This window comes from Biomaibacter acetigenes, assembly GCF_003691585.1.
GTDB classification, from domain to species: domain Bacteria; phylum Bacillota; class Thermosediminibacteria; order Thermosediminibacterales; family Tepidanaerobacteraceae; genus Biomaibacter; species Biomaibacter acetigenes.
In genome coordinates this window covers 1,974,792-2,001,392 of sequence record NZ_CP033169.1, presented here as the reverse complement: position 1 = coordinate 2,001,392, position 26,601 = coordinate 1,974,792, and the positions used below count along the sequence as shown (strand labels likewise).

Annotated in this window: 27 protein-coding genes and 1 tRNA gene; 25 read left to right on the top strand and 3 right to left on the bottom strand. The window is 44.6% G+C overall.

Going from position 1 to position 26,601, the window contains the following annotated elements:
• The first annotated feature begins 64 nt into the window (after positions 1–64).
• The 9 genes from D2962_RS10315 to D2962_RS10280 all read left to right on the top strand — a co-directional run bounded on the left by D2962_RS10315 (position 65) and on the right by D2962_RS10280 (position 8,670).
• The gene (locus tag D2962_RS10315; protein WP_120767849.1) at positions 65–814 is read left to right on the top strand and encodes an ATP-binding cassette domain-containing protein; all 750 of its coding nucleotides are present in this window, start codon (positions 65–67) and stop codon (positions 812–814) included.
• On the top strand, positions 789–1,712 hold the full coding sequence (locus D2962_RS10310; protein ID WP_120767848.1) for a SufB/SufD family protein: 924 nt from the start codon (positions 789–791) through the stop codon (positions 1,710–1,712). The genes D2962_RS10315 and D2962_RS10310 overlap by 26 nt, the downstream gene beginning before the upstream one ends.
• Positions 1,709–3,325: a cobyric acid synthase gene (locus D2962_RS10305; protein ID WP_122014930.1), complete on the top strand. Its 1,617-nt coding sequence runs from the start codon at positions 1,709–1,711 to the stop codon at positions 3,323–3,325. Before D2962_RS10310 ends, D2962_RS10305 begins: the two co-directional genes overlap by 4 nt.
• A gap of 165 nt (positions 3,326–3,490) precedes the next feature.
• A complete protein-coding gene (locus D2962_RS18660; RefSeq protein ID WP_245984594.1) occupies positions 3,491–3,676 on the top strand; it encodes a hypothetical protein in 186 nt (61 codons plus the stop codon).
• Entirely contained in the window at positions 3,670–4,122 is a 453-nt protein-coding gene (locus D2962_RS10300) for a helix-hairpin-helix domain-containing protein (RefSeq protein WP_245984593.1), read from the top strand. Before D2962_RS18660 ends, D2962_RS10300 begins: the two co-directional genes overlap by 7 nt.
• Before the next feature lie 28 nt (positions 4,123–4,150).
• A complete protein-coding gene (gene selD / locus D2962_RS10295) occupies positions 4,151–5,188 on the top strand; it encodes a selenide, water dikinase SelD (protein ID WP_122014929.1) in 1,038 nt (345 codons plus the stop codon).
• Positions 5,189–5,215: 27 nt separating this feature from the next.
• On the top strand, positions 5,216–6,625 hold the full coding sequence (gene selA, locus D2962_RS10290) for an L-seryl-tRNA(Sec) selenium transferase (RefSeq protein ID WP_425456589.1): 1,410 nt from the start codon (positions 5,216–5,218) through the stop codon (positions 6,623–6,625).
• Positions 6,622–8,544 (top strand): selenocysteine-specific translation elongation factor, encoded by a 1,923-nt coding sequence (gene selB / locus D2962_RS10285; RefSeq protein WP_122014927.1) that lies wholly within the window; start codon positions 6,622–6,624, stop codon positions 8,542–8,544. The genes selA and selB overlap by 4 nt, the downstream gene beginning before the upstream one ends.
• Positions 8,545–8,575: 31 nt before the next feature.
• Positions 8,576–8,670, top strand: a tRNA-Sec gene (locus D2962_RS10280).
• Between the two features lie 67 nt (positions 8,671–8,737).
• Here the strand turns inward: D2962_RS10280 and D2962_RS10275 are convergent.
• Positions 8,738–9,928 (bottom strand): ornithine--oxo-acid transaminase, encoded by a 1,191-nt coding sequence (locus D2962_RS10275; protein WP_120767842.1) that lies wholly within the window; start codon positions 9,926–9,928, stop codon positions 8,738–8,740.
• A 359-nt stretch (positions 9,929–10,287) separates the two neighbouring features.
• On the opposite strand from D2962_RS10275, the gene lat reads away from it, so the two are divergent.
• The 4 genes from lat (at position 10,288) to D2962_RS10260 (ending at position 14,324) form a co-directional block, all read left to right on the top strand.
• On the top strand, positions 10,288–11,616 hold the full coding sequence (gene lat / locus D2962_RS10270) for an L-lysine 6-transaminase (protein ID WP_122014926.1): 1,329 nt from the start codon (positions 10,288–10,290) through the stop codon (positions 11,614–11,616).
• A 298-nt stretch (positions 11,617–11,914) separates the two neighbouring features.
• Positions 11,915–12,805, top strand: a complete 891-nt coding sequence (locus D2962_RS10265; protein ID WP_281273648.1) for an MATE family efflux transporter — start codon at positions 11,915–11,917, stop codon at positions 12,803–12,805.
• Entirely contained in the window at positions 12,802–13,188 is a 387-nt protein-coding gene (locus D2962_RS19235) for an MATE family efflux transporter (RefSeq protein ID WP_281273647.1), read from the top strand. Before D2962_RS10265 ends, D2962_RS19235 begins: the two co-directional genes overlap by 4 nt.
• A 173-nt stretch (positions 13,189–13,361) precedes the next feature.
• Complete coding sequence (locus tag D2962_RS10260) at positions 13,362–14,324, top strand: resuscitation-promoting factor (RefSeq protein WP_122014925.1); 963 nt, start codon at positions 13,362–13,364, stop codon at positions 14,322–14,324.
• Between the two features lie 54 nt (positions 14,325–14,378).
• On the opposite strand, the gene D2962_RS10255 is transcribed toward D2962_RS10260, so the two are convergent.
• On the bottom strand, positions 14,379–15,620 hold the full coding sequence (locus tag D2962_RS10255) for a D-alanyl-D-alanine carboxypeptidase family protein (RefSeq protein ID WP_122014924.1): 1,242 nt from the start codon (positions 15,618–15,620) through the stop codon (positions 14,379–14,381).
• 148 nt (positions 15,621–15,768) lie between these two features.
• On the opposite strand from D2962_RS10255, the gene D2962_RS10250 reads away from it, so the two are divergent.
• The 7 genes from D2962_RS10250 (at position 15,769) to D2962_RS18655 (ending at position 20,613) form a co-directional block, all read left to right on the top strand.
• Positions 15,769–16,206: a hypothetical protein gene (locus D2962_RS10250; protein WP_122014923.1), complete on the top strand. Its 438-nt coding sequence runs from the start codon at positions 15,769–15,771 to the stop codon at positions 16,204–16,206.
• Positions 16,207–16,226: 20 nt separating this feature from the next.
• Positions 16,227–16,940 (top strand): DUF421 domain-containing protein, encoded by a 714-nt coding sequence (locus D2962_RS10245; protein WP_122014922.1) that lies wholly within the window; start codon positions 16,227–16,229, stop codon positions 16,938–16,940.
• Positions 16,941–16,952: 12 nt separating this feature from the next.
• On the top strand, positions 16,953–17,189 hold the full coding sequence (locus D2962_RS10240; RefSeq protein WP_120767835.1) for a hypothetical protein: 237 nt from the start codon (positions 16,953–16,955) through the stop codon (positions 17,187–17,189).
• A gap of 283 nt (positions 17,190–17,472) precedes the next feature.
• Positions 17,473–17,718 (top strand): (2Fe-2S) ferredoxin domain-containing protein, encoded by a 246-nt coding sequence (locus D2962_RS10235; RefSeq protein ID WP_120767863.1) that lies wholly within the window; start codon positions 17,473–17,475, stop codon positions 17,716–17,718.
• Positions 17,719–19,461 carry a [Fe-Fe] hydrogenase large subunit C-terminal domain-containing protein gene (locus D2962_RS10230; RefSeq protein ID WP_122014921.1) on the top strand — a complete coding sequence of 581 codons (1,743 nt, stop codon included), beginning with the start codon at positions 17,719–17,721 and terminating at the stop codon, positions 19,459–19,461. It abuts the gene before it with no gap.
• Complete coding sequence (locus D2962_RS10225; RefSeq protein WP_245984590.1) at positions 19,445–20,275, top strand: SpoIIE family protein phosphatase; 831 nt, start codon at positions 19,445–19,447, stop codon at positions 20,273–20,275. Before D2962_RS10230 ends, D2962_RS10225 begins: the two co-directional genes overlap by 17 nt.
• 125 nt (positions 20,276–20,400) lie before the next feature.
• Entirely contained in the window at positions 20,401–20,613 is a 213-nt protein-coding gene (locus D2962_RS18655; RefSeq protein ID WP_245984588.1) for a hypothetical protein, read from the top strand.
• Here the strand turns inward: D2962_RS18655 and D2962_RS10220 are convergent.
• Entirely contained in the window at positions 20,610–20,798 is a 189-nt protein-coding gene (locus D2962_RS10220) for a hypothetical protein (RefSeq protein WP_120767757.1), read from the bottom strand. The two genes, D2962_RS18655 and D2962_RS10220, sit on opposite strands and share 4 nt — an antisense overlap.
• Positions 20,799–21,256: 458 nt before the next feature.
• Here D2962_RS10220 and D2962_RS19625 point away from each other — a divergent pair, with 458 nt between their 5' ends.
• From D2962_RS19625 to D2962_RS18650, 5 genes are all read left to right on the top strand, one after another.
• Complete coding sequence (locus tag D2962_RS19625; RefSeq protein ID WP_120767759.1) at positions 21,257–21,454, top strand: FmdB family zinc ribbon protein; 198 nt, start codon at positions 21,257–21,259, stop codon at positions 21,452–21,454.
• Positions 21,455–21,586: 132 nt separating this feature from the next.
• On the top strand, positions 21,587–22,948 hold the full coding sequence (locus D2962_RS10205; RefSeq protein WP_122014920.1) for a sodium-dependent transporter: 1,362 nt from the start codon (positions 21,587–21,589) through the stop codon (positions 22,946–22,948).
• 38 nt (positions 22,949–22,986) lie between these two features.
• Positions 22,987–25,242: a DEAD/DEAH box helicase gene (locus D2962_RS10200; protein ID WP_122014919.1), complete on the top strand. Its 2,256-nt coding sequence runs from the start codon at positions 22,987–22,989 to the stop codon at positions 25,240–25,242.
• Positions 25,243–25,261: 19 nt separating this feature from the next.
• The gene (locus D2962_RS10195) at positions 25,262–26,194 is read left to right on the top strand and encodes a ribonuclease H-like domain-containing protein (RefSeq protein WP_245984587.1); all 933 of its coding nucleotides are present in this window, start codon (positions 25,262–25,264) and stop codon (positions 26,192–26,194) included.
• Positions 26,170–26,559: a tetratricopeptide repeat protein gene (locus D2962_RS18650; RefSeq protein WP_245984586.1), complete on the top strand. Its 390-nt coding sequence runs from the start codon at positions 26,170–26,172 to the stop codon at positions 26,557–26,559. Before D2962_RS10195 ends, D2962_RS18650 begins: the two co-directional genes overlap by 25 nt.
• Positions 26,560–26,601: the final 42 nt, after the last annotated feature.

Sequence of the window (26,601 nt, the reverse complement as noted above, 5' to 3'; positions counted from 1 at the left end):
AGTAAGGTAAAATATTTATGGATTGAGATAAAATGTTATTTATTTTAGAAGAGGATGAGGCGAAATGTTGAAAATGGAATCTCTAAGCCTGGATATCACCAATGGTTCCGGCGATGTATCCATTCTAAAAAATATAGACCTGGAGCTGGAAAATGAAAAGTTCTATGCTCTTACCGGGCCTAACGGGGGAGGTAAAACTTCCCTAGCCAGAGTCATAATGGGCATATATAAGAATACTCGGGGGAAGCTCTATCTGGATGATACTGATATAACGGATTTTAACATAACAGAGCGGGCTAAAGCCGGTATAAGCTATGCTTTTCAAAACCCTCCCCGCTTCAAGGGATTGAAGGTCAGGGACCTTTTGAAGATTTCCGCCAATAACGGTGATGATACTGCCTATGCAAGATTGAGAGCAGTGGGCCTTTGCCCCCAGGATTACCTTGACAGGGAATGCGACAACAGCCTTTCAGGCGGCGAGGTAAAGAGAATTGAGCTTGCCACCGTGCTTTCCAGGCATTCAAAGGTAATAATTTACGATGAACCCGAAGCAGGGGTGGATTTATGGAGCTTTGAAAAATTACTCAATTTAATCAAGAAATATCACTCCAGGGGAGGTGTAACCAGCATAGTAATAACCCACCATGAAAAAGTCCTATCCCTGGCAGATGAAATAATCCTTATGGCTGAGGGTGAAATAAAAGAGCGGGGCAATAGAGACAGAATGTGGAATATACTGCAGGGTGATTTCAGGTGCCGGTGGCAGCAAAACTGCGGAGGTGACGAAGATGAACTTGAATGCTATAGACAGTGAACTTTTAAAAACCGTTGCCGACCTTCACAGGATTCCCTCGGGGGCTTTTAACATACGCAAGGATGGCCAGGGCGTAGAAAGGAAATCTACAGCCCACATTCAGGTCAGGCCAAAAACAGACAAACCCGGTATTGATGTCATCGTGGCTCCGGGCACAAAAAATGAAGCGGTCCACATACCGGTTTTAATTACTCTTTCCGGAGTGACCGATGTGGTATACAACACCATAGAAATAGGGGAAGGGGCTGATGTAACGGTGGTAGCAGGCTGCGGGATACATAACCCCGGCTCCAAAAAGTCCCAGCATGATGGCATCCATGAGATTATAGTCCGCAAAGGTGCTCGTATGAGATATGTGGAAAAGCACTATGGCGAAGGGGAAGGTACCGGAGAGAGGGTGTTGAATCCAAAGACCATTCTCATTATGGAAAAGAATTCGATGGTGGAAATGGAACTGACCCAGATAAAGGGTGTTGACAGCACTGTCAGGGATACAAAAGCAAAACTTGCAGAAGGTGCTAGCCTCACTATTGTAGAGCGCCTTTTAACCCATGGCCGCCAGGAGGCGGTATCGGACATGCTTATAGAACTGGAAGGGGAGGGAAGCAATGCTAAGGTGATATCCCGCTCGGTAGCAAAAGATGATTCAAAACAGATTTTCCGCCCGGTGGTGGTGGCCAAAGCCCCCGCTAAAGGTCATGTGGAGTGCGATTCCATCATCATGGACAGGGGCAAAATAAGCTCTTCCCCGGCCATCTCGGCGGAGCATCCCGATGCCCAGCTTACCCATGAAGCAGCCATAGGAAAAATCGCCGAGGAACAGTTGGTGAAACTTGAAACCCTGGGGCTTTCGGAAAAAGAGGCCGAAGATGTCATTTTAAGGGGATTCCTGCAATGACAGCAAGATATATCATGGTCCAGGGAACAGGTTCATCGGTGGGCAAAAGCAGGATTGTGGCGGGACTTTGCAGAGTGTTTAAACAGGATGGTTTCCGGGTGGCTCCATTCAAATCCCAGAACATGGCATTAAATTCATTTATAACCAGGGAAGGCCTGGAAATGGGTAGGGCCCAGGTAGCCCAGGCTGAAGCCTGTGGATTGGAACCTTCCGTACTGATGAATCCGGTACTCTTAAAGCCCAGTTCTGACAAAAACTGCCAGATAATAATCATGGGAAAAGTATACGGCAACCTTTCTGCCGTGGATTATCATGAATTCAAGCCGAAGCTGCTGGATACGGTAAAGCAGGCCATAGACATTCTTGCGCAGCAAAATGACATCATAGTAATAGAAGGGGCGGGAAGTCCTGCCGAGATAAACCTGAGGGAACGGGATATAGTCAATATGGGCATGGCCGAGCTGGTGGATGCGCCAGTGGTGCTCGTAGGTGATATAGATAAAGGTGGGGTTTTCGCCTCCCTGGCCGGGACCATGCTACTGTTGAACGAAAACGAAAGAGTCCGGGTGAAAGGTGTCATAATAAATAAATTCCGGGGTGATCTGGAGATTTTAAAACCGGGCCTTGAAATGCTGGAAGGCATCATAAAAAGGCCGGTGCTGGGCGTGGTGCCCTATACTGATATTTATATAGATGAGGAGGATTCACCCGAGGCTGAAATTTACAGGATGAGATATAATAAAAACCATCCGAATAAGGTATCTGACAGAAATAATGCTACATCATCTATGGACCCGGATAAAATTATAATAAAAGTGCTGTACCTTCCACACATATCCAATTTCACCGATTTCGTACCCCTGGCTGAATATCCCGGCGTTAGTTTATCCTATGTAAAAAAAGGTATGGCTATCGGTGAAGCCGATATGGTTATAATCCCCGGCACAAAGAATACTCTGGGGGACCTTGAAGCCATAAAATCCCAGGGGTGGCATGAGGAGATAAAGCATCTTTCCCAAAAAGGAGCAGTAATATTGGGAATTTGCGGTGGATACCAGATGCTGGGAAAAAGCATAAAGGACCCGTATCATATTGAAGGCAATATAGAGAGCAGTGAAGGTCTGGGGTTGCTGAATGTACATACCCAGATAGAGACGGAAAAGGTCACTACAAGGATTTACGGAAGAGTACTGGAGGGGCTTCCCGGCCCTGCCGGTGCTCTGGGTAGTTCCCCGGTGGCAGGTTATGAGATACACATGGGTAAAACCGTATCTGAAGGAGATTCTCCAGGCTTTGTAGCTATTGAGAAACGTTTGGATAAGGATGTATATATAATAGATGGTTGCGTAAGTTCCGACGGACGAATTTTGGGCACTTACATCCATGGCATTTTTGACAGTCCTGAATTTACATCTAGGTTTGTTGGTTATTTAAGAAAATTTAAGGGTATTCAGGGCGAAAATGTTATAAATAATGAGACCGGTGCCGGTTTAAATCAGGAGAAAGCATTTGATTTTGCAGCCTTCAAACAAGCGGAATACGACCGCTGGGCTGATGTAATAAGAAAAAGCCTGGATATGGGGAAGATATATAAAATAATAGGTCTAGATTAGTAGGTTTAGATTATAATAAGTAAATTATTCAAGCCTGACACTAAACTCACTGGATGTCGGAGGCCGGATGTCGGATTAAGTTGAATTTGCCGAAAAGGCAAATCCTTCTATTCCGGCTTCCTATCTCCGATTTACAGTTTTTGATAAACGGCGGGAGAGGATAAAATGTATAATTTCAGCGACAGGGAAAAGATTTTGCTGGGGCTTTTACTGGCAATCATCATCATTAGTGGTGGACTCATTTACTATGCCTTTTCCGAGAAAAAGGCGGATGTGGCCTTTAAACTGCAGGAAGGTCCCGCAGTGCCGGTGGCGGCCCCGGTAGCTCAGGAGCAGACCAAAAGATGGTAGTATACGTGACAGGTGCCGTCAAAAACCCTGGAGTCTATACTCTTGAAGATGGCATGAGAGTAAAGGATGCCATTGACCTGGCGGGAGGAATCCTCCCCGAAGCAGACCTCCTGCGACTCAATCTAGCTAAAAAGCTCCATGATGAGGATAAACTGTATGTGCCCAAAATAGGGGAAGTTTCTAGCGAACAGCCGGGGCAGGAAAGTTTAATTGTTGCTGATGGTACTGGAGGCATAAGTTCTTACAGTGATGGAAAAATAAACATAAACACCGCAAGTTTATCAGAACTGGATACACTGCCCGGTATCGGCCCCACCACAGCCCAGAAGATTATAGATTACAGGACCCAGAACGGCCCCTTTAAATCTATAGAGGACATCAAAAACGTTTCCGGAATCGGAGAAAAGAAATTCGAGCAAATTAAGGATAAAATAAAAGTAGATTAAGTAAAATCGAGAGAGGGAGGTGTTGCAAATGACCAAAATCAAATTAACCGAACTTACCTGCAGCTCCGGCTGAGCGGCAAAACTTGGCCCCGAGGCCCTGTCGCAGGTTCTGCGGCAGATACCTGTAACAAAAAGCGAAAATCTCCTGGTGGGACTTGACACCTCCGATGATGCGGCTGTATATAAAATAAATGATGATCTTGCCCTCATCCACACCGTGGATTTTTTCACGCCGGTAGTGGATGACCCGTACACCTTCGGGCAGATAGCCGCCTGCAATGCATTAAGCGACATATATGCTATGGGCGGAAACCCCATTCTTGCTTTAAATGTGGTGGCTTTCCCTGAAGAACTGGTGGAAAGCATATTGCCCGATGTTCTAAGGGGTGGAGCCGACAAGGTGATAGAAGCAGGAGCCGTAGTGGGAGGAGGCCATTCCATAAAAAGTCCCGAACCCATCTACGGCTTATCTATTATAGGGGAGATTTCTACTGATAAAATTATGACCAATGCCGGGGCAAAACCCGGGGATGTATTAATACTCACAAAACCCCTGGGCATTGGAGTAGCCACCACCGCGTTGAAAGCGAATATGCTCAGTAAAGAGACTGAAAGGCAGGCTGTGGAAGTCATGTCAACCCTCAACAGGGAAGCATCGAAGGCTGCGGTGCAAATCGGCGTCAATGCCATCACCGATATAACGGGGTTTGGACTTTTGGGCCATGCCTTTGAAATGGCAGAAGCTTCGAAGGTTACTTTGCGATTAAAAGCCGGATTACTGCCCATACTTTCCGGGATGGAAGGGCTGGCGGCCATGGGGATTTTGCCGGCAGGATTATATCATAATAAGAAATATCTTAAGGGTAAAATTAGTATAAGTTCAGAAGTTCCTGAAGCATTAACAGACCTGGCTTTTGACCCCCAGACTTCCGGCGGACTCTTGATATCCGTGAGTGAGGATAGAGCTTCTGTGTTACTTAAGCTTCTAAAAGAAAGCGGTGTAAAAGACGCTACGGTAATAGGAAAAGTAGTTGAACCTCAAGATTATAGGATAATTCTGGAGTAAAAATTCTTTGTTTCTTTGAAAGGAGGAGTGAGATTGGATAAAAATAATATCATGAGAAAACTGCCCAAGGTGGCTGACCTCCTGGAAGAAACCGAAATAAAGGATTTGATGACAATATTTAATAGAAATTATTTAACTGACATATTGCGGGAAAGTCTGGAAACTGTCAGGGTTAAAATAATGGAGAAACTGGAAAGCGGAGATGCGACCGATAAAAGTGAGAATGAACTAAAAGATGAAGTTATTTCCCTGGCAATAAACAAATTATCTTTTTCTCCTTACAGTTTAAGACCCGTCATAAATGCTACCGGTGTGGTTTTGCACACTAATCTGGGGAGGGCTCCCCTTCCCGAAGAAGCTATGAAGAGAATCGAAATGGTGGCTAAAGCGTATTCAAATCTGGAATTTGACATCGGGCGGGGGGAACGGGGAGAACGTTACAGTCATGTCCGGGAACTTTTATGCGACATAACCGGTGCCGAGGATGCCATGGTGGTGAACAACAATGCGGCGGCGGTGCTGCTCTGCCTTTCTTCCCTGGCCTCCGGTCACGAAGTGGTGATTTCCAGGGGGCAACTGGTGGAAATAGGCGGCAGTTTCAGGATTCCCGATGTCATGGCCCAGAGCGGCGCCAGGCTGGTAGAAGTAGGAACTACCAACAAAACCCACCTTAAAGATTATGAGATGGCCATAAATGAAAATACGGCACTTCTTTTGAAAGTACATACCAGCAACTTTAAACTGGTGGGCTTCACTTCCCAGGTGTCAAATGAGGAATTAATAACTCTTGGGGCAAAACATAACCTGCCGGTAATGGAAGACCTGGGCAGCGGAGTGCTGGTGGATTTAAAGCCTTACAGCCTTCCCGAAGAACCCACCGTTCAGGATTCGGTAAAAGCGGGGATGGACCTGGTGACCTTCAGCGGCGACAAGCTCCTGGGTGGCCCCCAGGCCGGAATTATAGTAGGAAAAAAAGGGTACATTTCCAAAATCAAACGTCATCCCCTCACCAGGGCGGTGCGCATTGATAAACTTACCCTGGCGGCTCTGGAAGCAGTGCTGCGGCTTTATAAGGATGGCCTGTGGCAGCATATTCCGGTGCTGGCCATGCTCACAGAATCTAAAGATGCTATGGAGAACCGGGCCCGAAAACTTGCCGAAGGGCTTGAAGGGGTTTTAACCGGAAAGGGAAAAGTGGAGATAGTCGACGATGTTTCCCAGGCGGGGGGAGGGTCTTTGCCAGGAGCGGAGATTCCAACCAGAGCCGTGGCCGTAAGTGTCCATGACATTTCCTCCGGGGAACTGGCCGAAAGGCTGCGAAAAGTTCCGACCCCCGTGATAGCAAGGATAAAAAAGGATAAATTGTTGTTTGACGTAAGGACCATAACGGAAAAAGATGTAGAAAAAATAGTGGAGATGGTGGGGAAAGCGCTATGAGTAACATTATACTGGGGACAGCCGGCCATATTGACCACGGTAAAACAACACTGATAAAGGCACTGACCGGAATAAATACAGACAGATTGAAGGAAGAGCAGAAGAGAGGAATAACCATAGATCTGGGTTTTGCCCACATGACCCTTCCCTCGGGCCGAACTGTGGGTATAGTGGATGTGCCCGGTCACGAAAAATTCATCAAGAACATGCTGGCCGGGGCCGGAGGCATAGATATGGTGCTTCTGGTGATCGCCGCCGACGAGGGAGTCATGCCCCAGACCCGGGAACATCTGAATATATTAAAACTTTTAAATGTGAAAAGAGGTCTCATAGTCCTGACCAAAAAGGACCTGGTGGATGAAGAATGGCTGGATATGGTTATAGAAGAAGTCAGAGAAGAGGTAAGGGGAACATTTCTGGAGAAAGCCCCAATAATTCCGGTATCGTCCACCACCGGCGAGGGCTTAAAGCAATTGGTAACGGCTATTGACGAAATGTGCCGGGACGAATTTATAAAGGACCAGGAATCCCCTTTCCGCCTGCCAGTGGACCGGGTGTTTTCCCTGCAGGGAATAGGTACCGTGGTGACCGGAAGCCTCCTCTGCGGCATGGTGAAAACCGGCGATGAAGTAGAGATTTTCCCCGAAGGAAGAAAAACCAGGGTGAGGTCCATAGAAGTCCACGGCGAAAGCAGGGATAAAGCTGAGGCGGGGCAGAGGACTGCCCTTAATCTAGCCGATGTGAAAACCGGAGATATCCAGCGGGGAGATATTGTGGCTCCATTCGGGACGCTTTTTTCGGTTACAAAGACTTATGCATATTTAAAACTCATAGACGATGCCCCCGGGCCTTTGAAAAACAGAGCCAGGATACGGCTTCACATTGGCACCAAAGAGGCACTGGCGAGGGTTAATTTAATTGATGGGGAGGAACTTTCGCCGGGAGAAGAATCCTTCGTGCTATTGCTGATGGAAGAACCTATAGCATGTGTATATAAAGACTATTATGTTATCAGAAGCTATTCACCCGTTACCACCATCGGTGGGGGACAGATTCTTTTCGTTAACCCTAAACGTATGAAAAAAGACCGCCGGAAAGAAGCATTAGAAGCTCTGAAGAGGACCTTTTCAGGAGAATTAAAGGACTTTGTCGTAGCTTTATTGAGGATCTTCGGCAGGGAATACCTTAGCCTGCGGGATATTTGCCCTTATGCAGGAAAAAATGTTAAGCAAATGGGAGAGGTGGCCACTGCTTTGGATGCTGAAGGCAGGGCCCTTTTGCTTAAAGTATCGGGAGAAGATGTTCTCTTTGACACTAAATTTTACAACGATATTGCCCGGGAAACCCTTGCTATTATACAGGATTATCATAAAAAGTTTCCTCTCAACGAAGGAATAGCCAAAGAAGAATTAAGAAGCAGGATAAATCTTGAACCCGGCATATTTGAAGCATTGCTGGGAAAATGGATGAATGAAGGGCTTGTGGAAGGCAGGGGAAATATCATAAAGAAAAAAGGATTTTCCGTAGTGTTGAGCCCATTGCAGCAGGAAGTTTCCAGGGAAATACAGCAGATTTTTACGGAAAGCGGTTGGGCGCCGCCTACCATCGAAGAAGTGATGTCAAAATTCCCATCAAATCAGGAGAAGGATGTAAAGGATGTGTTGCTAAGACTTACCGGCGAAGGCAAGCTCATTAAAATCAACGAAGACATATACATGTCTGCCGAGTGGGTGGAAAAAGCACTGCATCTCCTGCAGCAATATTTTGTAGAGAATAAAGAGCTGGCGGTTTCAGCCTTCAGGGATATGCTGGGGACCTCACGCAAATATGCCCTTCCCCTATTGGAATATATGGACAGCATTAAGGCCACCAGGCGCGTGAAAGAAGTGAGGATAGCCGGAAGCAGCCTGTATGGTTGATAAAAGGTTAAAAATCTGATAAAATATCCGTGGGGGTAGATAGGTCCTGGTGGGCCTTCCGGTCTTCAAAACCGGCATCGGGGGCAAAACCTCCGGGGTGGGTTCAATTCCCACATACTCCCGCCAGCTTTACGCAAAAAAAGTGAGGCTGTTGATTTAATATAATCAACAGCCTGTATTGTTTACTATACTTTTATCCCAGCACAGCCTTTATTTTTTCCATGGCCCAGTCAATTTCCTCTTTTTTTATGATAAGAGGCGGAGCAAAGCGTATGACGTTTTCATGGGTATCCTTACAGAGTAATCCCAGTTCCATGAGTTTTTCGCAATAGGGCCTTACAACTTTGTCCATCTCTATTCCTATAAGGAGGCCCTTGCCCCTTATCTCTTTGATTAATGGGTTTTTGATCTCCTTCAGTTTGCTCATAAAATACTCGCCCATCCTCAGAGATTTTTGAACAAGGTCTTCTTCCTCAATAACTTCCAGGGCCGCGATGGAACATGCACAGGCCAGAGGATTCCCTCCAAATGTAGAGCCGTGGGAACCGGGTTCAAACACTCCCAGGATTTCCGCATCCGCCACCACTGCCGAGATGGGAACAACTCCACCTCCCAGGGCTTTTCCCAAAATATATACATCGGGCACCACGTTTTCCCAGTCGCAGGCGAAAAGTTTTCCCGTCCTTCCCAGGCCTGTCTGTATTTCATCAGCCATAAAAAGGACCTTGTTGCTCTTGCAAAATTCATAGGCTTCTTTCAAGAATCCTTCTTTGGGGATCTTAATACCACCTTCGCCCTGAATAGGTTCTACCAGAAAAGCCGCGGTATTTGTTGTAATGGCTGATTTTAACGCTTCTATGTCACCATAGGGAATGATTTTAAATCCGGGGGTAAAAGGACCAAATCCTCGTTTATAGTCTTCATCGGAAGAAAAAGAGATGATGGTAGTGGTCCTGCCATGGAAATTACCTGCACAAACTATTATTTCGGCCTGGCCGTCGGGGACCTTTTTCACATCATAGGCCCAGCGCCTGGCGGCTTTAATGGCTGTTTCAACAGCTTCGGCCCCGGTGTTCATGGGCAGCACCATGTTTTTACCGGTGATATCACACACTTTTTTGCACCACGGACCTAACTTATCATTGTGAAAAGCTCTGGAAGTCAAAGTCACCCTGTCTGCTTGCTCCTTTAAGGCGGAAATTATTTTGGGGTGTCTGTGGCCCTGATTTACAGCGGAGTAAGCGCTGAGCATATCCATGTACTTGTTGCCGTCGGGATCTTCCACCCACACACCTTCTGCCTTTGAAATGACTATGGGCAAAGGATGATAGTTATGAGCGCTATACTTTTCCGTGAGATTGATGAGTTCTTGATTTTTTGACATGGGATAACCCCCTTAAATTTATAATTATACATATTTATGAATAATAATACATCCCATGAAATAAAATGTCAATATACATAATACTATTTTTAAAAGTCTTCAATATAATTTTATATAATACCGGATTAAATGTAAATATAGAATTAAGTCGCCGAAAAATGAGCGGATATTCGCAATATTATCGGCAATTTTATGCGTAAATATAATAAAATAGCCAGTATCTAAGTGGCACAAAAATTGCAAAAGAATAAACATGTCATAAAATTGTGAAACACCATAGCAGCTTGAAAGGAGGTAGTTTAAGAAATAAGGTTGGGTTTGCGTGTTCAATAAAATCATATTTGCGAAGGAGGATTTTTATGGTTAAACCACAGGAAGTTCTTTCAACACTGGAAAACTATATTCTGGTAGATGGCTTCCCCATAGTGATAGACCTGGAAAAATCCTTTGGAAGCCACATTATCGACGCCCGGGATAACACCGATTGGCTGGATTTTTATACATTTTTTGCTTCATCTCCGCTGGGCTTAAACCATCCCAAACTTGCCAATGACGAATTCAAAGAAAGGGTTTTCAGAGCAGCGGTAAACAAGGTGGCAAACTCCGATATTTACACCGTCGAAATGGCCGATTTCGTAAAAACCTTTATGGAAGTGGCTGCTCCCGAAGGTTTTAAGCATTTGTTCTTGATAGACTACGGAACTCTGGCAGTGGAAAACGCCCTAAAAGTTGCAATGGACTGGAAGGTCCGTAAAAACATTGTCAAAGGATATAAAGAAAGTGCTGAAAAGGGCACAAAGGTAATTCACTTTAAAGAAGCCTTCCACGGTCGCAGCGGATATACACTTTCCCTCACCAATACAGCAGACCCGAGAAAATACATGTACTTTACAAAATTCAACGATTGGCCCAGGGTTTTAAATCCCAAAATTATATGGCCTCTGGAAGAGCACTTTGAAGAAATTAAAAAAGCCGAGGAAGAATCGCTGAGCCAGATAAAGGCTGCTATAAAGGAGAATCCCGATGACATTTGCGCCATAATTATTGAAACCATTCAGGGCGAAGGCGGGGATAACCACTTCAGGCCGGAGTTCTTCCAGCAGCTCAGAAATATATGTGATGAAAACGACATCATGCTGATCTTCGATGAAGTTCAGTGCGGTATGGGCATCACCGGCAAGATGTGGGCATGGCAGCACTATGGAGTTAAACCCGACATCTTCGCCTTCGGCAAAAAAGCCCAGGTCTGCGGTATCCTGGCGGGTAGCAGGGTAGATGAAGTCGAAAACAACTGTTTTGTGGAGAGCAGCCGCATAAACTCCACCTGGGGAGGCAACCTCTGTGACATGGTGCGCTCCACAAGGATATTGGAGATAATAAAAGAAGATAAGGTGTTAGATCATGTAAATAAAGTTTCTAAAGTTCTGCATGACCATTTACATGCACTGGAAAGAGAATTTCCGGAACTGATAAGCAATGTGCGGTATAAAGGTTTGATGGCGGCATTCAGCCTACCCAACCCGGCCCTGAGGGATAAATTCCGCCAGACCTGTTACGAGGAAAAGATGCTGGTGCTGCCGTCCGGCACTCACAGCATCCGCTTCAGGCCAATACTTACGGTATCCGAAGAAGACTTGAATGACGGATATGAAAGGATGAGGGCAGCCCTTAAGAAAATGAGCATGTAGGCTAGAAAACCAGGCCGTATTCTTTAAGCAAACAGGTTTTTAAAAGGTATATGTTTTAAAAAAGACCTTTTACTACAAAGGTCTTTTTTTTATCTGAAAGGGATTATTGGAACCGAAGGACTGGTATATATGAACAACGTTAGGCCATGTTGGCAAAAGACAAAATATAAAGTATAATATTCAAACGGGCTGAAATTTGAAACTGTGAGGTAATCCATGGACAATATGGAGAAAAAATATGATTCGGCGTTTTTAAAAAAAGGGTATCTTCAATCTGGCATGGCCTGCCATTCTTGAGATGGTGCTTAGTACTGCAGTATGGATTTTTGATACTGCCATGGTTGGAAGGCTGAGTGCGGAAGCCTTAAGTGCAGTAGGCCTTGGAAGCCAGTTAGCTTATACCGTTACTTTTGTATTTGCTGCTTTAGGTGTTGGGACAGCAGCCATGGTAGCCCGTTTTACAGGGGCAGGAGAGCCTGAAAAGGTGGATCATGTGGCGGCGCAATCTTTCTTGATAGCCTGCGTGATAGGACTTTTTCTTGGGATTTTGAATTTTTTGGGTGCAGGTTTTTTCTTTTCTCTGGTCATGAAAGACCCCCGGGTTATAATCCTGGGGACGGATTATATGAGAATAGTATCAGTAGGAATTGTTTTTATGGTCCCAACACTGGTTTTAAATTCTGCATTAAGAGGTGCGGGCAACACCAGGCTTCCCATGATATCAGCACTGCTGGGTAACTCTTTAAATATTTTGGGAGATTATGTGCTGATTTTTGGACACTTTGGCTTTCCCCGCTTGGAGGTTAGTGGTGCAGCAGTGGCCACAAGTATTGCTCAGATTTGCGGTGCAGCCGTTACCATAGGTTATGTTACCCTGGCAAAGAAGGAAATAAAACTAAAGTTTAAGGAGATCATGAAAATTGACCCGCGCCTTTTATGGCAGCTTGTAGATTTAAGCCTTCCTGCCTCTCTTGAAGAATTTTCCTACAGCGGCAGCAGGCTCATCTCATCCATGTGGATAGCCAACCTGGGCACAGTAGCTTTTGCGGCAAACCAGGTGGCGGTTAGCGCTGAGTCCATGTCCTTTATGCCGGGGTATGGTTTTTCGATAGCGGCTTCTACTCTTGTGGGTCAGAATCTGGGATCTAAAGAAAAGACCTTGCCGAAGACAGTGGGTGGGAGTCCATGAAACTTGCACTTTTATTGATGGGGGCTGTAGGAATCCTTTTTCTTGCGGCGCCAGGCTGGCTGATAGGCTTTTTTACAAGCATTCCGGAAGTGAGAGATCTTGCGGCTGTATGCATAAGAGTTGGCGCCTTTGAGCAGCCCACTATAGCCATTTCCATGACTTTATCCGGCGCATTAAAGGGAGCTGGGGACACAAAAGGCACCTTTCTTATTAGCCTAATTAGCACCTGGTTGATAAGACTTCCCCTGATTTTTATCATGGTATTTATCCTGAAAAAAGGGCTAGCCTTTGTCTGGCTGGCGACGGTCATACAGTTTTTTTTAGAAGCTTTGTTAATGGTTTTAAGATTCCGGCAGGGCCGCTGGAAAGACATCAGATTATAAGGCCTTTTTGATACGGATTTGACAAAATTATAAAAAACTGATATAAATAGAGATATATTTAAGGACGTTTTTACTAAAACAGTGAATAGAATATAAATAAAGAAATATAATTAAAAAAGGACATTTCGATATTATGTCGAATAAATAATATATCCTTTCAAAGGGGGAATACTGTGACTTCATTGAAGACCCGCCGGGCAATTACCGGTATGGTAATTTTTCTTCTGGTGCTTGCCGGGGCCGTCGGAAGTTATTTTTACCTTGAAAAAAACATAACCATCGAGGCAGATGGAAAAACGCTTAATGTATCCACCTTTGCCGGCACCGTCGGTGAAGCACTGGCAGAGAAGGATATAAAAGTAGCGCCGGAAGATGTAATTACACCCGGAATTGACGAAAGACTAAAAGATGGAATGAGTATCCGGATAAAAAGGGCCTTTGCAGTAAAAATCCTCTCAGATGGCAAAGAACATATGGTAAAAACCCAACCGGATACGGTGGCAAATGTGCTGGCAAAAGCGAGTATTTCTATTGGAGAAAAAGATAAAGTGGAACCGCAGCTCAATACATACATCAATGAGCCGGTACAGGTAGTTGTCACAAGGGTAAATCAAAAAATCATTGAGGAAATCAAAACAATAGCTTTTGAGACCGTGTCCAGAAAAGACCCCGATCTTCCCATAGGGCAGAGAAAGGTATTACAGCATGGCGAAAACGGCCAGGAGAAAATAGTCACCACACTTACCATTGAAAATGGAAAGGTCGTTTCGAAAAATACCACCAGCACCGTTATAAAACCGGCCAAGCCCCAGATTGTGCTTACCGGTTCTATGCAGGTAGCTTCCCGTGGCGATGTGGATTTTGCCTATACAAAAAAACTCAGGATGCTGGCCACGGCCTATACACACACGGGAAATCTTACGGCCATGGATACCAGGCCCAGAGTCGGAGTGGCGGCAGTGGATCCGGATGTTATACCGCTTGGTTCAAGGCTGTATATCGACGGCTATGGATTTGCCCGGGCCGAGGATACAGGGGGTGCCATACAGGGTGAAAGAATCGATCTTTTTATGGATTCCCGTGCAGAAGCTAACCGTTTTGGAAAGCGTTGGGTCACCGTATATGTTTTGAAATAAAAAAAGGGCTAAAAGCCCTTTTTTTCATACGCTTTACTAACACAAAGTGGCGTTCTATCTGTATTTTTTCACATAAGATATATAACGCGTGTGGTTTTTATATCTTTTATACCGCCTTACCCCCACCATTATTCTGAATGGAGCATAAAATGCCAGGGATATAACTCCGGGCCAGAACCACCAATTGGTATATATCTTTCTGGGGATGTCTTCTCTGGCCACCAGGGGAATATTCCCTATTATTTGCCCGTTCTCAAAGATTTCAAGTTCTCCCAGAACATCTCCTTTTTTAATGGGGGCGGTAATGCCGGGTTTTATGACCGTTTTTGTAGTCAGGGGATTTGTTCCTCTGGGTATTACGGTAGAAAAACCTGCGGATGTTTCCAGCTCCACGATGTCTCCGTATTTAACCTTTTCTGAAGTTATAACCCTGCCCTTTTCAATTACAGTTATCGGTTTAAAATTGTTGAAACCATAATCCAATAAGGATTCGGCGTCCCGCCATATGTTTCGCCCCTGGGATTTTAAGACCACTGCAATGAGCTGCCATCCATCTTTCGTAGCGGAGGCAACTAGAGTTTGACCTGCTGAATGGGTATATCCGGTTTTTACACCATCGGCTCCGTCATAATTCCAAAGTAGCTTATTCAAATTGATAAGCCTGCGGTCCCACTCTTTGCCCTGCCACGGGATATTGGAAGTCTTCGTAGAAACTATCTTTCTAAATTCAGGGAGGTTTAAAAGAGCATATCTAGCCATAAGGGCAAGGTCGTAGGCTGTTGTCAAATGGCCTTCGACCGGCAAGCCGTTGGGATTTACGAAGGTGGTGTCTTTGGCGCCGATTTCCCTTGCTTTTTCATTCATCATTTTTACAAAAGAAGGCACATCTCCCCCGATATGTTCAGCTATAGCGACGGCTGCATCATTGGCGGAGTTTAATAGCATGGCATAGAGCATTTGCTCCAGGGTCAATTTTTCGCCCTCCTCCAGGTAAATCCTGGTGCCATCAACCCGGGGAGGTTCCTTTCCGGTGACCACAATGTCGGTCAGCTTTCCCTTTTCTAGCGCCAGAATAGCGGTCATGATTTTGGTGGTACTGGCAGGTTCCATGCGGTCATGAGCATTTTTATCGTAAAGGACTTTTCCGGTTTTTACATCTATCAAGACGCCGGTTTCACCCGTTATGGATGGGGGAGAGCCAGGAGTTGCCAGCGAGACAGGGTCTGCCGCTGCATCAGCCATTAATTGGCCCAATACAAAAAATAAAACAATGAAAAAACATACTATCCTTTTCATTTGTCATCTCCTATGTAGCGGTATTATATTTATTAGTATAGCAAAAATTACCCATTGTGCCAAGTTGAATTGGGCATGTAAAATCGGTGAATAAAAATTACTTTAATCCTTAAAAATAAATAAAAGAAAAATGAGGGAGGCCGCTATAATGGAAAATTTAGGCATATCCAGAGCCGGTGGTGTTATGCTTGGATTAAAAGAAGAAATTGATAGAATGACAACTTCCATTAAGAATATAAAAAAAGAAATGGATGATGAACTTCAACAGGCGCTGATGAAGTCTTCGAGTCTGGTGGAAATAAATAAAAATATGGAGGAAATTCAACTGGCGGGCCAGCTAATATTAACTTCAATTAAGGATAATAATATGAAAGCAGTAGAAAAATTACTTAGAAAATTGCGCAGAAAAATATATGATACCCAGATACTGCTGGCAAAGGGCATACAAAAATCCATGCTAAAAGCAACTCAAGATCTGGCCGAGGCTGAAAATGGAATAATGCTGATAAATAGTTTGGATGATATGGCAAATAAGTTTAATTTTTTTGAAGAAAAAATACGTTCAATTAACATTTTTACATATTAAAAAATATTAGGGGTTTTACTATGAGAGAAATCCTCATGTTGACTTACAGGTCTATTATACTTTTTGCGGTCAGTCTAGTGCTGGTCCGTTTTATGGGCAAAAGGACCATTGCACAGCTTTCGCCTTTTGACCTTATTGTAATAATCATCATGGGTTCAGCCATTGCCATACCTCTGGAAGATGACAAAATAAAACTGACATATGGTATCATTCCGGTCGTAGTCATGTCTATACTCAATTACGGGCTTTCGGTGATAATCACAAAAAACCGTAAGATAGAAAACTTATTACAGGGTACATCTACCGTGCTGGTGCGGGATGGAGAGGTCATAATCCGGAACATGAAAAAAGAGCGCATTACCATGGCTGATTTGCTAATACTTCTCAGGGAAAAAAATATCGCTAACATCAACGAAATAGAGGAGGCTACCATTGAGCCCAACGGTAAGCTCAGCATAATAAAGAAAAAAGAAATGCAGTCGGTAACGCCCAAGGACCTGGGGATGTGGTCTAACCAGGGCATTTTCCCCACACTGGTGGTAGATAGGGGAGAGGTAGTGCAGAGCAATCTCGATAAAATCGGTGTAGGGATTGACAAGGTTTTAACCGAATTAAACAAGAAGGGAATAAAAGACCTTACGGAAATAAAATCTGCATGGATTGATGAAGAAGGCAACATGAGCATCGACAGGATAAACGAAGATATTAATGTCGATTGGAATAAAATGCATTGATGGGGTGACAGCATGAAAGGCACAAAGGATGGTTTTTTCGGAAAACTTGGGGTAAGCGAAGACCAGATAAAAAAAGAGTACGGTGTGGACCTGTATCTGTTTTTGGATGCCGTTGCCCTGGGCCTAAAGGATGAAGAAATATCCGATCTTATCGGGTATGACCTGGAAAAAGTAAAAAAGGTGAGAGAGAGGCTGGGAAATGTGGGAAGCGAAATCGGGCTAACTTATAAAAAGGACCTGCCCACATAACAGAGGTCGGAGGCCAGAGTGATTTGACCTCCGACATCTGATTTCCACCATCTATTGTGCGGCAAATCCAATTTAATCTAACCTCTACATCCGGCTTTCGATGGATAAACGCTTCAAGGGATTGAAAGGGTAATTTTAAATTGGATTGTTAAATATTGACAATATATATTAAGATGAGTTATAATAAATATATCGAAAAATGTATCGGAGTATATATCCATTGGAAGACAATTTTTTGCAGAATATGGCTTATAAAGGAGCCGACCTAAAGCAAGGGGATAGCATGAAAACAATATATGTGTGTGTAGGCAGTTCCTGCCATCTCAAGGGGTCCTATGATATAATAAGGGCATTGGAGAAACTCATAAAGCAAAACCATCTGGAAAATGAGGTCGAACTCAAGGCGGAGTTCTGTTTTGGCAATTGCACAAAACCCGTTTCGGTAAAGATTGATGATAAGGGGCCCTACTCGGTGGATAAAGACAGGGTGGAAGATTTTTTCAGGCAAAACATACTGGGGGACAATTAAATGGAAGTTATAAACTTTTCCAGAGCTAACTGCAAAAATTGTTATAAATGTATCAGGACCTGCCCCGTTAAGGCCATACGAATGAAAAACAATCAGGCCGAGATAGTCGAGCAAAGGTGCATTACCTGCGGTACATGTCTCACGGTATGTCCCCAGAATGCCAAGACCGTGAAAAGCGATGTGGAGAAAGTTAAAAAACTTCTCTCAGAAAATAAAGATGTGGCGGCAAGCATCGCTCCTTCCTTTGCGGGAGCTTTTTATTTTCAGCATTACGGACAGGTGGTCAGTGCATTAAAAAAACTGGGGTTTGCCGCAGTTTATCAGACATCCATGGGTGCCCGGCTCATAGCCCGGGATTATGCAGGCCATTATAACGATAAAGGGAAATCCAATATCATCACCACCGCCTGTCCTGCTATAAATTATCTTATTCAAAAATATTATCCCGAATTGATAAATTGCATGATTCCGGTGGTTTCTCCCATGGTAGCCCATGGAAGGTATTTAAAAAAGATGAAAGGACATTCGAAGGTAGTTTTTATCGGTCCATGTCTTGCCAAAAAGTCAGAGATCCATGATGACAACAGACATGATGTGGATGCCGTGCTGACTTTCGAAGAGGTAAAGGCATGGTGTTCGGAACAGGGCATAAATCCCGCACTGGAGGATTGTGTTGAGGAAAGCGGTTTTTCCGATGATGCAAATTTTTATCCGGTTCCTGGTGGCACCTTTAAGACCATAAAACCCCTCTTAAAAGAACAATGGCGACGTTATATAAGCGTTGATGGGCTGGAAAGCTGTATGGAGTTTCTTGAAGAATTAAAAAAAGGCAGGCTGAAAAATACCTGGATAGAGATGAATGCCTGTCACGGAAGCTGCAGTAATGGGCCTGCCGTAGGAAGTACCGGACGCGGAGTATTTGAGCGGCTGGAATGCATAAAGGATTTTGCGCTGAGTATGGGTTCTGAATCTATGGATGATTCCGGCTTGCTCCCGGAAGGATATCATGATCTTGATTTTTCCAGGCATTTTTCGGCTATGAAAGTAGAAATAAAATATCCGTCCGAGGATGAAATAAAAGACATACTGGCAAAGATAGGAAAATATGCTCCCGAACATGAACTGAACTGCGGCGCCTGCGGGTATAATTCCTGCAGGGAAAAGGCCATAGCGGTATACAACGGCATGGCCGAAATCCATATGTGCATGCCATATATGAGAAGCAGGGCAGAATCCCTTTCAAACCTCATAATTGAATCCACGCCCAACGCCATCATAGCTGTGGACGAAGACATGAAAATCCAGGAGATGAACCCTGCTGCCGAATACATGTTTCAAATACCAAAAGGCAGTTTTAACCACAAGCCTCTGAACTGTTTGTTCAATGATGATGATTTTAGACTGGTCGGGCAAACCCGAAAAAATATAATCAATAAAAAGGTAGTTATAAAAAACTATGGCCTGATTACATTACAGAATATATATTATCTCAAAGGCCACAATCTCATAATCGGAATAATATCTGACATAACAGCCCGGGAAAAAGCACGGCAGAAAAATATGGAAGTGAGGCAAAAGACTCTCGAAACCACTCAGCAGGTCATAGAAAACCAGATGAGAGTAGCTCAGGAGATCGCCAGCTTACTCGGCGAAACCACCGCGGAAACAAAAGTTATGTTAAACAAGGTAAAGCAGCTTTTAATCGATGAGATGCCGGGTGAAAGAGATGAACATGAGGACTGATATTTACTGGGAAAGCATAAATAAATTCGGTGAGGAACTCTGCGGTGACAGCGTCGAGATAGTCCGTAGTCCGGAAAAGACTATTTTAGTGCTGGCCGACGGCCTCGGAAGCGGTGTCAAGGCCAATATACTTTCAACTCTTACCACAAAAATAGCCGCCACCATGCTAAAAGATGGCGCTACTATCGAGGAGACTGTGAAGACCATAGTATCCACCTTGCCGGTTTGCAGAATCCGGAAGATAGCCTATTCCACTTTCACTATAATAACGGTGGATGATAAATGTAACTGTCATATAGTGGAATATGATAATCCCCCGGTTTTCCTTTTGAGAAATGGCCAGATAGAAAAAATAAATGGAGTAAAACGCGAGATTGCTGGTAAAAAGCTGACCGAAACCCGCATAAAAGTGGAAGAAAATGACATGTTGATAGCGGTGAGCGACGGAGTTGTGCATGCCGGCGTGGGAGGGCTTTTGAACCTGGGATGGCAGTGGGAAAATATAGCCGGATATATAGAGAAAGTGTCGCAGACCGAAACCACTCCCAAGAGTCTCGTGAGGCTTATTACTACCGTTACTTCCAATTTTTATCTGGATAGAGCGGGAGATGATGCCACCGTTGCCGCATTAAAGGTCATAAGGCCCCGCCGGGTGACCGTATTTACCGGACCACCCCAGAATCCCGCCGATGACGGCAGAGTGGTGGAATTGCTCATGGGTGAACCCGGAGTAAAAGTGGTATGCGGAGGGACTGCCGCCAGGATAGTATCTAAATCCTGCGGAAGGAGCTTGTTACCTCTGCCGAATTTGTAGACCCTGATATTCCGCCCGTCGGCAGTATAAAAGGCATAGACCTCGTAACCGAAGGGGTACTTACTCTGGCTCGCACAAGACAAATCCTGCAGGAGTATGCTTTACCCCGGGCCAGGTTCTCCGATTTGCGACAGTTAAATAAAAAGGATGGCGCCTCAAGACTGGCGAAAATCTTTGTGGACGCCACCGATTTGACCTTTCTGCTGGGAAAAGCAGTAAACCCTGCCCACCAGAATCCGGATTTTCCGAAGGACCTTTCTATAAAATTAAATATAGTAAGGGATATAATAACTATACTTGAAAAAATGGGTAAAAATGTAACTGTCAAATATTTTTAATTCATTTTTTTCTCCATCTTAATCTTTACATCTTTTCGGGTGCCTGGCTGGTTGCTTTCCAGCTGCGCAATCTGCGATCTCACTTCCCGAGGATGAGGTCTGCCGGCAGGCTTGAAAATGTTTGAACCTATTTCCTCTCGAGCAAAAGTCCTCTTTTGGGCAAAAAGTTTTTTCTTAAGGGCCATATAGCATCCTCCTCTTCATTTTAAGTCAGGTCACGGTTCTGTTGATTCATTCAATGTAACTCTGTCAGTCCTCCGGCTCAAAGACATTAGCTTGTCTTGTTTATGTCTGGTCCAGGTCTGTGAGAACCTTATCGAACAGATCAATATTGCATTTTCCTTTTTCCCAATGAATGCATGTTTCACAGCTGGCTATTTTTTTCTCCTGTTTCCATGGAGCTTACCCCAAAAGTTCCTTCGTTGTATACATACCCAGGGCACATTTCCCCCACCGCATGAAGCTGCATTTTGCTGACCATATCGCTTACCTCCCGGTTATTTGTTTATGTCATTATTACTATTATTTTTTGATTAAAACACTAAAATATTACAAGGTTAAACTAAAATAACTATTTTATTATTAGCGAAAATATTATATAATATATGCTAATAACAGAACTCTTTTAAGGAGGTCGTCCAGGTTGCCCATATATGAATATTTTTGTAAGGATTGCGGAAATCATTTTGAGGAGTTGAGGAGATTTTCTCAAAAGGACGATGAAGTCCAATGCCCCAGGTGTAAAAGTAAAAACACGAAAAGGGCAGTTTCCATTTTTGGCACAAGCGGTGGTTCAAGTTCTTCCGGTTCTACATCCCAGAGCGGATGCAAGTTTGGGTGAGGGATAGGATAAACCCTCGGTGAGGGTAAAGACTCCGGCGAAAAAACGCCGGATTTTTATATTGTCTATATGATGTCATTGTGATAAAATCTAACCGACGCTTGTTTTAAAGTTTGGTAGAGGGGAGAACACATGCAGACAAGAGGTAAATTCGCTACAAGTTTTGGAGTGCTAACAGCAACATTGGGTTCAGCGGTAGGATTGGGAAATATATGGAAGTTCCCTTATATAACAGGAAAATTCGGAGGAGCTGCTTTCATAATTGTTTATCTTATTTGCGTGGCACTTGCCAGCCTACCTGTGATGATATCGGAAATTGTCGTAGGCAGAAGGACTAATTCCAATGCGGTAGGGGCTTTCAAAAAATTAAAACCCTACAGTGCATGGCCCCTTATAGGTTATGCAGGCATAGCCTCATCGTTTTTAATTATGTTTTTTTATACCGGTGTGGCGGGATGGGTTTATTCCTATATTTTTCGCGCATTAGGTGGCACTTTTGTAAATGCTACGTCGGATGTAACCGGGACCATTTTTAAAGGTCTCATAACGGATAGTTTAAGTCCCATTATATGGCAGGTTGTAGTTCTTTTAGTAGTAAGTGTTATCATTATAGCGGGTGTGGAAAAAGGTATTGAGCGCATAACCAAAGCTTTAATGCCGCTGTTATTTATACTTTTGATATTGTGCGATATTCGGGCCCTTACCCTCCCAGGTGCTTCAATGGGAGTTAAGTTTCTTTTCAATCCTGATTTTACAGTGATAAAAGGGGATGTGTTACTCATAGCCCTGGGCCTTGCGTTTTTTAAACTGTCGGTGGGCATGGGCACCATGATCACCTACGGCAGCTATTTTGGAAAACAAGAGAATATACCGGCAACGGCGGTCAAAGTGGCTTTATCGGATATAGTTGTCTCTATGATGGCGGGCCTTGCCATATTTCCGGCAGTGTTTGCTTTCGGCTTCAAGCCCGATGCTGGGCCAGGTCTTTTGTTTATTACTATTCCCATGGTCTTCAGTAAAATGCCTATGGGCAATGTACTTTTAGCCGTATTTTTCCTGCTGACTGCCATCGCAGCCACCACGGCAATGATATCGCTCTTGGAAGTACCGGTGGCATATCTGGTAGATGAAAAAGGGTGGCCTCGATGGAAAGCAACTGTTCTTTCGACAGGAATCATTGCCCTCATAGGTTCTACGGCTTCACTTTCGGCAGACCCGGCTGGGGTGCTTGGCGCTACAAAGATATTTGGGAAAACCTTCTTTGATTTATATGACTACATTTCTTCTAATATATTGATGCCCCTGGGCGGCATCTTCATAGTGATTTTTGTAGGCTGGTTTTTTGGGAAAAGGAATCTTCAAATGGAACTTTCCAATAGAGGCCGCTTGAAAAATGGGGTATTTTTAAATGTCTTTTTAATAATAACAAGGTTTGTATCGCCTGTACTCATTGCTTTAGTCTTCTTAAATGCCATAGGGATATTGAAAATATAGTAAAGCTGTGTATGAAATCGGGAGGATGGGGGTCGAATATGAATCTGGAGCAGGTTTTAGATTATATAAAAACTTCGGAGCGCATTATGCAAAATGTCACCCGATGGGAGATAATACCCCCAAAACCCGGGGAATATGAAGATTTCCCGGCTTATCTAGATAAAAAGCTGGTATCGGTTCTAAATAAAAAGGGCATTTACAGGCTTTATTCCCATCAAAGACAGGCCCTGGACGAGGTTGCGGCAGGGCACAATGTGGTGGTGGTCACTCCCACCGCGTCGGGTAAAACCCTGTGCTATAACCTTCCGGTGCTGAATGAACTTTTGAGAGACAAAAATGCCCGGGCCATATACCTTTTTCCCACCAAAGCCCTTTCCCAGGACCAGGTATCGGAACTTATGGGCATGGTGGATGCCATGGGAGAGGACATAAAAACCTTCACCTATGATGGGGACACTCCCACCAGCGCCCGAGTGGCTATTAGAAAAGACGGCCATATAGTGGTCACGAATCCCGATATGCTCCATACGGGAATATTGCCACATCACACCAAGTGGATGAAACTTTTTTCCAACTTGAAGTTTGTAGTTATCGACGAAGTCCACACATACCGTGGGGTATTCGGCAGCCACACCGCCAATGTGCTGCGGCGTCTTGAGCGTATATGCAGGTTTTACGGTTCGGATCCCATTTTCATATGTTCATCGGCCACCATAGCCAACCCCAGGGAATTGGCGGAAAAATTAACGGGGAAAAGCATGGTCCTTATCAATAAAAATGGAGCTCCTTCGGGCAGAAAAAACCTCATTTTTTACAATCCCCCGGTGGTGAATCGTCAGCTAGGGATAAGGAGGAGCAGCATTCTGGAGTCCAAAACTTTGGCTCTCATATTTTTAAAAAACCGCATTCAGACCATAACCTTTGCCCGGAGCCGTCTGGCGGTGGAAGTGCTTCTTACGTATTTAAAGGAGGAAATGAAAAAGATTCCTGGAGGAGCCAAAACCGTCAGAGGTTACCGGGGCGGTTACTTGCCTAAAGAGCGAAGGGAAATAGAAAAAGGCTTGAGGGATGGTAATATCCTGGGAGTTGTCAGCACCAACGCCCTGGAGCTGGGAATAGATATAGGTAATCTTGATGTAAGCATCATCACCGGCTACCCCGGAAGCATTTCCAGCACCTGGCAGCAGGTAGGCAGGGCCGGCAGAAGGGCGGCGTCTTCCGCCTCAATTTTGGTTGCCTCCAGCAGCCCCCTGGACCAGTTTATAATAAACCACCCCGATTACTTTTTCGAATCATCGCCGGAGAACGGGCTCATAAACCCCGACAACCTGTACATACTTGTCAGCCACATTAAATGCGCCGCCTTCGAACTGCCTTTTGAAGACGGGGAAACCTTTGGGAACCAGAGGATCGATGAAATCCTGGCTTTCCTGGAGGGCGAAAGAATTCTGAGGCACGTGGGAGGTCGGTGGCACTGGATGGCCGAATCCTTTCCAGCGGATGAGATAAGCCTGCGCAGCGCATCGCCGGAAAACTTCGTGGTGGTGGACATCACCGAGGGTGCCACGGTCATAGGGGAAGTGGACCGGGCCAGCGCCCCCATGATGATTCACGAAGAAGCAATATACATTCACGGTGGCCAGCAGTATCAGGTGGAAAAGCTGGATTACGAGGAAAAGAAAGCCTATGTGAGAAAGGTAGATGTGGACTATTACACCGACGCTAATCTGGCGGTAGAGATAAAGGTTCTGGAGGAATTTAAACAGGAATCCGGAGGCAATTTTCAAAAACACATGGGTGAGGTTATGGTTACAAGCCTTGCCACCATGTTCAAAAAAATAAAATTCTTTACACATGAGAATGTGGGTTCCGGTCCCATACACCTTCCGCCGGAGGAAATGCATACCACGGCCTTCTGGATTTCCATTCCGGAAGATATCACCGGATTGTCAAAGGAAGAACTGGAATCCGGATTGCTGGGTTTATGCAATGTGATGGCAAATCTGGCTCCTCTTTATCTCATGTGCGACCCCAGGGACATCCGCGGCGTGGTCCAGATAAGGTCTCCTTTTACGATGAAGCCTACCATCTATATATATGATAACTATCCCGGCGGGGTTGGTTTTTCTGAAAAACTGTATGATATGGATGAAATGCTTCTAAGGGCCGCCCGCCAGGTAATAATGGAATGCAGCTGCGAGAACGGGTGCCCTTCCTGTGTGGGCCCCTATGAGGAAGTGGGGCCCGGCAGTAAGAACTTCGCCCTGAAGATAATAAATCAATGTCTTACCTGATTTAAAGGGGTGCTTTCCGGTGAACCTCTCTGAAAAATTAAAAGCCTACATGGGCAAGAATGAAAACCGGGATGGCGTAAATTCTTACGATAAGGAAAAAGCAAATTTTAAGTCCGGGGATTTTTCACAAGCTCAAAAAAATGAGCTTATTTGCAGGATTTTAAATACAGCCCCCGTTAAAACCCCGTTGGGAGAACATCTGATGGCCGTAAACTCCTATGAAGATACATTCTGTCATGCCGGTATGAGGCTTTCCAATATTTTTGAAATACCGCCGGAAATTGTCGGGCTTATTGCAAAAGATAGCGACTACAATAACTTCAATTTCACAAAAGCTGTATTTATTGATACCGAAACTACCGGCCTTGCGGGAGGTTCGGGCACCTATGCCTTTCTTATAGGTGCAGGATATTTCGAGGAGCAAAAATTCAAACTCCTTCAGTATTTCATGAGGGACTACAACGAGGAACCTGCGGTTTTACACAGCCTGAAGGACCTTTTAAAAGAATTTGAGTCTGTTGTGAGCTTTAACGGCAAAGCTTATGATATCCCCCTTCTTTCCACCAGATTCTTAATCAACCGCATGGAAAACCCGATGGAAAAGCCTTTTCACCTGGATCTTCTTTCATCGGCCCGGAGGCTGTATAAAGAGCGCCTGGTCAGCGTTAGCCTATCATCGCTGGAGGCGAATCTCTTTTCGCTGGAGAGGGAAGGGGATATACCCAGCTTTGAGATACCCTCGATATATTTCAGGTTCTTAAGAGATAAAAATCCCTATCCCCTGAAGCCCATTTTTTATCACAACCGGATGGATATTTTATCCCTGGTTACTCTGGTCATAAAAATGGCCGGGGCTCTGAAAGACCCCCTGTGTTCTGACGGCTGCTCAGATCAGGACTTTTCTGTCTTGGAAGAATTTTTGAAGATATGGAGATATTCGAGGAAAGCATAAAATGCTATTTAAAAGCCCTTGAGATACCCGGAGTCAGCGAAAAGGCTTATCTACGCCTCTCCCTGCTCTATAAGCGCCTGGGGCGGTGGGATGAAGCTCAAGAGCTGTGGCTAAAAATGGCTGAAGACAACATACATACCGCCTTTGCCCTGGTGGAACTGGCAAAAGTTTACGAGCATAGAACCAAAGACTATACAAAAGCCGAACAGGCCACCCGCAGGGCTCTGGAACTGGCTTATAAAAAGAAAGGGCTTCTGGGGTTTACTCCGGAACAGGAAATACGGGAGCTCAAAAAACGTCTGGAAAGGATACTTTCAAAACAGGGTAAAGCCCCAAGTCAGTTAAATTTTTTTAATAAGGTTTGACAGGGAAAACATATTTTTATATAAAAAAATAAAGGAGGATTT

Coding starts and splice junctions, on each gene's coding strand:
- D2962_RS10315 (WP_120767849.1), top strand. CDS start 65: ATGTTGAAAATGGAATCTCTAAGCCTGGATATCACCAATGGTTCCGGC.
- D2962_RS10310 (WP_120767848.1), top strand. CDS start 789: ATGAACTTGAATGCTATAGACAGTGAACTTTTAAAAACCGTTGCCGAC.
- D2962_RS10305 (WP_122014930.1), top strand. CDS start 1,709: ATGACAGCAAGATATATCATGGTCCAGGGAACAGGTTCATCGGTGGGC.
- D2962_RS18660 (WP_245984594.1), top strand. CDS start 3,491: ATGTATAATTTCAGCGACAGGGAAAAGATTTTGCTGGGGCTTTTACTG.
- D2962_RS10300 (WP_245984593.1), top strand. CDS start 3,670: ATGGTAGTATACGTGACAGGTGCCGTCAAAAACCCTGGAGTCTATACT.
- selB (WP_122014927.1), top strand. CDS start 6,622: ATGAGTAACATTATACTGGGGACAGCCGGCCATATTGACCACGGTAAA.
- D2962_RS10275 (WP_120767842.1), bottom strand. CDS start 9,928: ATGTCAAAAAATCAAGAACTCATCAATCTCACGGAAAAGTATAGCGCT.
- lat (WP_122014926.1), top strand. CDS start 10,288: ATGGTTAAACCACAGGAAGTTCTTTCAACACTGGAAAACTATATTCTG.
- D2962_RS10265 (WP_281273648.1), top strand. CDS start 11,915: ATGGTGCTTAGTACTGCAGTATGGATTTTTGATACTGCCATGGTTGGA.
- D2962_RS19235 (WP_281273647.1), top strand. CDS start 12,802: ATGAAACTTGCACTTTTATTGATGGGGGCTGTAGGAATCCTTTTTCTT.
- D2962_RS10255 (WP_122014924.1), bottom strand. CDS start 15,620: ATGAAAAGGATAGTATGTTTTTTCATTGTTTTATTTTTTGTATTGGGC.
- D2962_RS10250 (WP_122014923.1), top strand. CDS start 15,769: ATGGAAAATTTAGGCATATCCAGAGCCGGTGGTGTTATGCTTGGATTA.
- D2962_RS10245 (WP_122014922.1), top strand. CDS start 16,227: ATGAGAGAAATCCTCATGTTGACTTACAGGTCTATTATACTTTTTGCG.
- D2962_RS10240 (WP_120767835.1), top strand. CDS start 16,953: ATGAAAGGCACAAAGGATGGTTTTTTCGGAAAACTTGGGGTAAGCGAA.
- D2962_RS10235 (WP_120767863.1), top strand. CDS start 17,473: ATGAAAACAATATATGTGTGTGTAGGCAGTTCCTGCCATCTCAAGGGG.
- D2962_RS10230 (WP_122014921.1), top strand. CDS start 17,719: ATGGAAGTTATAAACTTTTCCAGAGCTAACTGCAAAAATTGTTATAAA.
- D2962_RS10225 (WP_245984590.1), top strand. CDS start 19,445: ATGAACATGAGGACTGATATTTACTGGGAAAGCATAAATAAATTCGGT.
- D2962_RS10220 (WP_120767757.1), bottom strand. CDS start 20,798: ATGGCCCTTAAGAAAAAACTTTTTGCCCAAAAGAGGACTTTTGCTCGA.
- D2962_RS10205 (WP_122014920.1), top strand. CDS start 21,587: ATGCAGACAAGAGGTAAATTCGCTACAAGTTTTGGAGTGCTAACAGCA.
- D2962_RS10200 (WP_122014919.1), top strand. CDS start 22,987: ATGAATCTGGAGCAGGTTTTAGATTATATAAAAACTTCGGAGCGCATT.
- D2962_RS18650 (WP_245984586.1), top strand. CDS start 26,170: ATGGAGATATTCGAGGAAAGCATAAAATGCTATTTAAAAGCCCTTGAG.